We start from the raw sequence: 1051 nt of genomic DNA on the forward strand, positions 1-1051 counted from the left end.
CGTCCTACACCCTTACCCCGGGACAACCACCGCCCGGGATGGACTACCTTCCTGCGTCACCCCATCACTCACCTACTACCAACTTGGGCCGGCGGCTCCACCACTCCCCTTTGCCCGAAGGCTCCGGGGCGGCTTCACGGCCTTAGCATCACTGGATTCGATGTTTGACGCTTCACAGCGGGTACCGGAATATCAACCGGTTATCCATCGACTACGCCTGTCGGCCTCGCCTTAGGTCCCGACTTACCCTGGGCAGATCAGCTTGACCCAGGAACCCTTAGTCAATCGGCGCAAACGTTTCTCACGTTTGTATCGCTACTCATGCCTGCATTCTCACTCGTCAACCGTCCACAACTCGCTTCCGCGGCTGCTTCACCCGGCAGACGACGCTCCCCTACCCATCACAGCCTCCGTTGGGAGTACATGCTGCAATGACACGACTTCGGCGGTACGCTTGAGCCCCGCTACATTGTCGGCGCGGAATCACTAGACCAGTGAGCTATTACGCACTCTTTCAAGGGTGGCTGCTTCTAAGCCAACCTCCTGGTTGTCTGTGCGACTCCACATCCTTTCCCACTTAGCGTACGCTTAGGGGCCTTAGTCGATGCTCTGGGCTGTTTCCCTCTCGACCATGGAGCTTATCCCCCACAGTCTCACTGCCGCGCTCTCACTTACCGGCATTCGGAGTTTGGCTAAGGTCAGTAACCCGGTAGGGCCCATCGCCTATCCAGTGCTCTACCTCCGGCAAGAAACACACGACGCTGCACCTAAATGCATTTCGGGGAGAACCAGCTATCACGGAGTTTGATTGGCCTTTCACCCCTAACCACAGGTCATCCCCCAGGTTTTCAACCCTGGTGGGTTCGGTCCTCCACGAAGTCTTACCTCCGCTTCAACCTGCCCATGGCTAGATCACTCCGCTTCGGGTCTTGAGCGTGCTACTGAAACGCCCTATTCGGACTCGCTTTCGCTACGGCTTCCCCACCCGGGTTAACCTCGCAACACACCGCAAACTCGCAGGCTCATTCTTCAAAAGGCACGCAGTCACGAG

The 1051-nt window shown here is 57.7% G+C and carries 1 rRNA gene; it reads right to left on the minus strand.

The features are described from left to right. Positions 1-1051: ribosomal RNA gene (locus tag ACIGXJ_RS37000) — 23S ribosomal RNA — on the minus strand; the annotation flags it as partial.

Source organism: Streptomyces sp. NPDC053367, assembly GCF_044545925.1.
Lineage (GTDB): Bacteria > Actinomycetota > Actinomycetes > Streptomycetales > Streptomycetaceae > Streptomyces.